Source organism: Mesorhizobium alhagi CCNWXJ12-2, assembly GCF_000236565.1.
In the GTDB taxonomy this organism is placed as follows: Bacteria; Pseudomonadota; Alphaproteobacteria; order Rhizobiales; family Rhizobiaceae; genus Allomesorhizobium; species Allomesorhizobium alhagi.
Window position 1 is genome coordinate 1 of the sequence record NZ_AHAM01000318.1, and the last position, 6,407, is coordinate 6,407.

5 protein-coding genes and 1 pseudogene are annotated in these 6,407 nt (G+C 64.4%); 4 read left to right on the plus strand and 2 right to left on the minus strand.

Annotation, left to right across the window (positions count from 1 at the left end; genetic code table 11):
• The 3 genes from MAXJ12_RS32660 to MAXJ12_RS32670 form a co-directional block, all read left to right on the plus strand.
• Positions 1-846, plus strand: an 846-nt coding sequence (locus MAXJ12_RS32660) for a tyrosine-type recombinase/integrase (protein ID WP_050898998.1), incomplete at its 5' end; no start/stop codon positions are given.
• Positions 846-1,751, plus strand: a complete 906-nt coding sequence (locus MAXJ12_RS32665; protein WP_008840511.1) for a tyrosine-type recombinase/integrase — start codon at positions 846-848, stop codon at positions 1,749-1,751. The genes MAXJ12_RS32660 and MAXJ12_RS32665, both read left to right, overlap by 1 nt.
• Positions 1,748-2,617 carry a tyrosine-type recombinase/integrase gene (locus MAXJ12_RS32670; protein WP_008840512.1) on the plus strand — a complete coding sequence of 290 codons (870 nt, stop codon included), beginning with the start codon at positions 1,748-1,750 and terminating at the stop codon, positions 2,615-2,617. Before MAXJ12_RS32665 ends, MAXJ12_RS32670 begins: the two co-directional genes overlap by 4 nt.
• Positions 2,618-2,626: 9 nt before the next feature.
• Here MAXJ12_RS32670 and istB read toward each other — a convergent pair whose 3' ends face one another.
• Complete coding sequence (gene istB / locus MAXJ12_RS32675; protein ID WP_008840513.1) at positions 2,627-3,520, minus strand: IS21-like element helper ATPase IstB; 894 nt, start codon at positions 3,518-3,520, stop codon at positions 2,627-2,629.
• Positions 3,517-5,031: an IS21 family transposase gene (gene istA / locus MAXJ12_RS32680; RefSeq protein ID WP_008840514.1), complete on the minus strand. Its 1,515-nt coding sequence runs from the start codon at positions 5,029-5,031 to the stop codon at positions 3,517-3,519. Before istA ends, istB begins: the two co-directional genes overlap by 4 nt.
• 456 nt (positions 5,032-5,487) lie before the next feature.
• Between istA and MAXJ12_RS32685 the strand changes: the two are divergent.
• A pseudogene (locus tag MAXJ12_RS32685) lies at positions 5,488-6,407 on the plus strand (IS91 family transposase); the annotation flags it as partial.

A 6,407-nucleotide genomic window follows, 5' to 3' on the forward strand; every position in this document is an offset into this window, starting at 1 on the left:
CTGCGCAAGCACCGCGGGGCGTCCGATCCCACCATAAAGCTCTACGCCCGCGACGCCGCCCACTTGATGGCGGCACTCGGGGACGATCCAGAAAGGTGGGAACCAGCCGCCATTCGCAGCTTTTTCCTGGACCGCGCGAGCCATTGCGGCAATGGAACCGTCGAGAAGCTGACGACCAGCCTGCGCGCGTTCTTGCGGTATCTTGCTGTCGAAGGCCGCTGCCGAGCGGGTCTCGCCGATGTCGTTCCTGGCTATGCCCGTTGGCGGCTTGCCGACTTGCCGCGATATCTACCGGCGGAGCAGGTGAACCGGCTGATCGCGGCATGCGATGGCGAAGTCGTTGCGCGTCGGCGTGATCGCGCGATCGTCCTGCTCTTGGCGCGCCTCGGGCTGCGGGCCGGCGACGTGGCGCAACTCCACCTCGACGACATCGAGTGGGAGACGGGCTCGCTGCGGGTCTCGGGCAAGTCGCGCTACGAGGTGCGTCTGCCGCTTCCGCAAGACGTCGGGGATGCGATCGCCGCCTACCTCGCGTGCCGCCCTTCGACCTGCCCGAGCGATCGCGTGTTCCTTCGCAATATCGCGCCGTTTCGACCGTTCCGGAACGGTGACGGCATCTCGTCGGTGGTGAAACGCCTCATGCAGCGGGCCGGCATCGTGGCGCCAGTCAAGGGCGCACACGTCCTGCGACACACGGCGGCGACAGAGATGCTGCGCCATGGCGTTCCGCTCGAGAAGATCGGGTTGGTCCTGCGGCACCGAGGCATCGACACGACGGCCCATTACGCCAAGGCCGATGTCATGCTCCTGAAGCAAATCGCGCAGCCCTGGCCGGAGGTTCTCTGATGTTGAAGGCCATCGAGACTTATCTGGCGCTCCGCCGTGCCACTGGATTCGCAATGCTGAATGCGGAATACCTGCTCAGGAGCTTTGCCGCCTTTGCGACCGAGCGCGGGCAAACGCATGTCCACACGCAAACCGCAATCGATTGGGCGGCGCGGGGACCGTCTGTCGCGCAACGCGATGCCCGACTGAAAGCCGTTTGCCGCTTTGTGCGTCATGTCCGGGTTGAAGACGCCCGGCATGAGCTGCCGCCGGTTAATCACTTCGGCGCCCGCAAGACGCGGCGCTCGCCGCATATCTACTCAGCAGCGGAGATCGATCGCCTCGTCGAGGCCGCCGTTCGGCTTCGACCCAAAGGCGGCTTGCGCCCACGGACCTATGCGACATTGATCGCACTGCTCTCAGTCACCGGGTTGAGGATCTCCGAAGCGCTGAAGTTGACGGTCGCCGACGTGACGCGCGACGGCCTGCTGATCCGCGAGACGAAGTTCCGGAAAACCCGCCTGGTGCCGCTGCACGACACGGCAGTAGCGGGCTTGACGGGCTATCTGGCGCATCGCCGGCCCTGTTCCGAGACTGATCCGGTGTTCGTTGACGCGCGTGGTCTGCCGCTGCGCTACATTGCTGTCAAAGAGACCTTCGACAGGCTGGTTGACAGGGCAGGTATCGTACCGGCAGCGAAGCGCCGCCCGCGTCTGCACGATCTGCGGCACACGTTTGCGGTGCGTGCGCTGCAAGGCAGTCCGGCGGATCGAAGCCGAAGCGGCGCGCATATGGCGGCGCTTGCGACCTACATGGGTCACGTCAACATCTATGCGACCTACTGGTACCTGGAGGCCACCACCGACCTCATGCGCGACGTCGCCGCGGCCGGTGAAGGGTTCATTACCGAAGGGAGGCAATCATGACGCCGATTGCCCCCCTCATCGAAGCGTTCCTCAATGAGACACTCGCCCGCCAGCGGGGCGTCAGTCGGCATACGCGCGACTCCTATGCCCTGAGCTTCCAGTTGCTCTTCATGTTCGCTGCAAAGAGGCTGAAGGTCTCGCCATCGGCGCTGACGCTGGAACAACTCGACGCCCGCCTCATCAGCGCCTTCCTGGAGTATCTCGAGGATAAGCGCAAAAACGCGCCGGTGACGCGCAATGTCCGGCTGGCGGCCATTAAGTCCTTCTTCCGCTTCCTCGAATACAGGCAGCCGGCAGCCCTGGAGCAGGTCCGCCGCGTCCTGGCGATCCCATTCAAGAAGACGGATCAGCGTCTGGTCCCCTATCTCCTGCGGGAGGAGCTGCAAGCGGTGCTCGACGCTCCGGATCCCGCCACGCGCGATGGCATTCGCGACCGGGCCATGCTGCATCTGGCGGTTTGTGCGGGTTTGCGCGTGTCCGAGCTGACGGGGTTGAAGCTCGAGGACATCGACCTGTCGTCGATGAGCATTCGTGTCCTGGGCAAGGGACGGCGGGAACGGACGCTTCCCTTGTGGAAGACCACGGCCGCAGCCCTGCGCGCCTGGCTGGCCGTTCGCGGGCGGGTTGCAGCACCCGAGGTGTTCGTCAACGCCCGGGGAGAGCCGCTGAGCCGATGGGGCTTCGCCTATCTGCTCAAACACCATGCAGCGACTGCCGCTCGAGCGCATCCCGGCCTCAGCAAGAAACGCATCTCGCCTCACGTGCTCAGGCACACATGCGCGATGATCATCCTGCAAGCAACGCAGGACATCCGTAAGGTGTCGCTATGGCGCGGCGATCAGGATGAGACGGCGGCGACAATCTAGATGAGACTCTTATGTCGCGGTCGGTTGGAAGTTATCATGCTGATTGTCGCTGGCAAGCGCTTCGCTGGTTTCTGATTGCCGCTCCGCGACAAGTTCGTGCGCGTTTTTGATTGTCGCGTATGAGGCGGGCCGGCCCCGCTGGCGTTTGGCTTCCATTGCGGATCTGCGCCGATAGCTTTCGACATTCATCTCGAAGATCGTCGCGTGGTGGACGAGGCGGTCGACCGCGGCGAGCGTCATGGCGGGATCCGGGAAGACCCTGTTCCATTCGCCAAAGGGCTGATTGGCGGTGATCATGATGGAACGCCGCTCGTAGCGGGCGGAGATGAGTTCGAAGAGCACGCTCGTTTCGGCCTGGTCCTTGGTGACGTAGGCGAGGTCATCGAGGATGAGCAGATCGAACTTATCGAGCTTTGCGACGGCGGATTCGAGCTGGAGTTCACGCCGCGCGACCTGAAGCTTCTGGACGAGATCGGTGGTGCGGGTGAACATCACGCGCCAGCCGTTCTCGATCAGCGCCAGGCCGATGGCTGCGGCGAGATGGCTCTTGCCGCCGCCGGGCGGCCCGAACATGAGGACGTTGGCGCCCTTTGCGAGCCAGCTGTCACCAGCGGTGATCGCCATGACCTGGGCCTTGGAGACCATGGGCACGGCATCGAAGGCGAAGCTGTCGAGCGTCTTTCCGGGCGGCAGGTGCGCCTCGGCAAGATGCCTTTCGATCCTGCGATGGGCACGTTCGGCCAGTTCATGCTCTGCAATGGCCGAGAGGAAGCGCGCGGCCGGCCACCCCTCCCGATCCGCCTGTTCGGCAAATTGCGGCCAGAGTGTTTTGATCGTCGGCAGCCTCAGTTCGTTGAGCATGATGCCGAGGCGGGCTTCGTCGATGGTGTGGGCGCCCTTCATGCGGCTTCTCCCGCATACGCTGTGCCGATCAGGGCTTCATAGCCGCTGAGCGATGCCAACTGCACATGAACGGTCGGCAACCGGGCCGGGTCCGGAGCGAAGAGCGTTCGCAGGGCGGCAAGGTCAGGCAAGCCGCCGGCGTCGAGCGTTCTGGCAAGCTCCTCGGCCAGTTCACGCTCGCAGCCGCGATCATGGGCCAGCGCTAGCAACTCGACGGTGATCTTGCAGGCCTGCTTGTCGGGAAGATGCTCGATGAGGGCCTCAAAAGCCCTGCGGTATTCCTGACGCGGGAAGAGCTTGTCGCGATAGACGAGCCCGCGAAGCGCCATCGGCTTCGTGCGCAAGGAATGGATGACGTGGTGATAGTTGACGACTTGGTCGTGCCGACCGTCTGCATGACCACGCCCGCGGGGCAAGGTCATCAGATGCGTGCCGCCGATGAAGACCTCGAGGCGATCGTCGAAGAGGCGCACACGCAGCCGATGTCCGATCAGGCGGGAGGGCACGGTGTAGAAGACCTTGCGCAAGGTGAAGCCGCCGGTGCGCGACACCGTGACGACCACCTCTTCGAAGTCCGTGGTGCGGCGGTCGGGAAGCTCTTGCAGAAGAGGCCGCTCGGCGTCGATGCGCTTGCCGTGTGCCGCATTGCGGCGGCTGACGATCTCGTCGATGAAGGTGCGGTAGGAGCCGAGATCGTCGAAGTCCTTTGTCCCACGCATCAGCAGGGCGTCGCGAACGGCGTTCTTGAGGTGGCCGTGGGAGCTTTCGATCGAGCCGTTCTCGTGCGCGACGCCCTTGTTGTTGCGGGTCGGCGTCATGCGGTAATGGGCGCACAGTTCCTCGTAGCGATGCGTCAGATCAGCCCTGGCGTCGACATCGAGGTTGCGGAAGGCGGCCGACAGGCTGTCGCTGCGGTGATAAAGCGGCGTGCCGCCAATCGACCACAGCGCGTTCTGCACCCCCTCGGCCAGGGCGACGAAGCTTTCGCCGCCAAGGATGACGTGGGCGTGCTCGAAGCCAGACCAGACCAGCCGGAAGTGATAGAGCAGATGATCGAGAGGCTGGCCGGCGATCGTTACGCCGAGGCTACCCATGTCGGTAAAGTCCGATAGTCCCAGCCGGCCGGGTTCGTGCGTCTGGCGGAAGATCACCTCCTGTGCCTCACCATGAACAGCCCGCCATGATCGGATCCGTCGCTCAAGCGTGCGGCGAATGCCTTCGGGCAGCTCCGGATGGCGCCGCAGCATCTCGTCGTAAACGGCGACGGCACGGATGCCCGGAGCGCCCTTCAGAAGCGGAACGACCTCCGCCTCGAAGATATGCTCGAGCGGATCGGGGCGCCGCCGGCCGCGCGCCGGCTTGTTTTGCGATGGAAGGCGGCCTTCCTTCTCGATGCGATAAGCCGTCGCCCGGCTGATCGACGCCTTTGCGGCGGCGACCTCAACAGAATGCGTTTGTCGGTACTTCATAAAAAGCCTCGTCTGATGATCGGTTACATGGCGACCCGGCACAAAGGTGATTCTCCATTCCAGAAAACCACCCACGCTACCGGCCCGACCGCGATCATGAGACGCCGAAAAATCGCGCCGCGGCGGGGATGTAACTCCGGTCGGGCTACGCCCTCCCTACGTCACACCCCCGCCGCAGTGTCTCATCCTGATTGACGCTGAATCTCACCTTGATTGTCGCCGCGCAGTGTCGCTGTGGTTGGGACATGCCACTCTGACGACCACTGAAATCTACACGCGTGGCGATCCGACTGAGAAGCTCGACGCCATGGAATCGATCGTTCCACCGCATCTCCGGCGCGGCGCGTTCCAGCCGTCCGATAGGCTGATCGCGCTCCTCAAGCGCCCTTCGTAATGGTGAGCCGGGTTGGCGGCGGCGGACACAAGAGCGCGATCAAGTCGCCGCCAGCTCCCCATTACTGGATCTGCCCATAATGCAGGTAATGGGCGACGCCCATTACCTGCAGCAACCGGCACTGCCCCAAATGCCAGAGCGCGGCGGCACGGGACTGGCTCGCCGCGCGCCAGGCCGATCTCTTGCCGGTCGGCTACTTCCACGTCGTGTTCACGCTGCCGGCCGAGATTGCCGACATCGCCTACTACAACAAGGCCGTGATCTACGACCTTTTGTTCCGCGCCGCCTCCGAGGCGCTGCTCACGATCGCGGCCGATCCAAACCACCTCGGCGCGCGCATCGGCATCACCGCCGTGCTCCACAGTTGGGGCTCGGCGATGACCCATCACCCGCATGTGCACATGATCGTGCCCGGTGGCGGCATCTCGCTCGACGGCGAGCGCTGGGTGCATTGCAGGCCGGGCTTCTTCCTGCCCGTGCGCGTGCTGTCGAGGTTGTTCCGACGGCTCTTCCTGGCGAAGCTCGCCGACGCCCATGCTGCTGGGCGCCTGCAGTTCTTCGGTGATCACGACGGTCTGAGTGAGCACAGCGCCTTTGCTACCTTCCTGGCACCGCTTCGGAGAAAGAACTGGTTCGTTTATGCCAAGCCGCCCTTCGCCGGACCTGGGGCGGTGTTGGCCTACCTGTCGCGCTACACCCACCGCGTCGCGATCTCCAACAGCCGATTGATCGCCCTCGACGAAGCCGGCGTGACGTTCCGCTGCAAAGATTACCGCTGCAACGGGCGCGAGCGCTATCGGACCATGACGCTCGATCCGGGCGAGTTCATCCGCCGCTTCCTGCTCCACGTGCTGCCCAAGGGCTTCCACCGCATCCGTCACTACGGGCTGCGCGCCAGCGCCGGCCGCACGGCCAACATCGCGCACGTCCGCGAACTTCTCGCCGCGCCGCAGCCCAAGGCCGAATGCAACGGAACGGGCGCCGATGCCGCTGCGCCGTCGGACTGGCGGGCGCCCTGTCCATG

What these genes read in the sequence shown, in the direction of transcription:
- MAXJ12_RS32665 (WP_008840511.1), top strand. Translation starts at nt 846, where the DNA reads ATGTTGAAGGCCATCGAGACTTATCTGGCGCTCCGCCGTGCCACTGGA.
- MAXJ12_RS32670 (WP_008840512.1), top strand. Translation starts at nt 1,748, where the DNA reads ATGACGCCGATTGCCCCCCTCATCGAAGCGTTCCTCAATGAGACACTC.
- istB (WP_008840513.1), bottom strand. Translation starts at nt 3,520, where the DNA reads ATGAAGGGCGCCCACACCATCGACGAAGCCCGCCTCGGCATCATGCTC.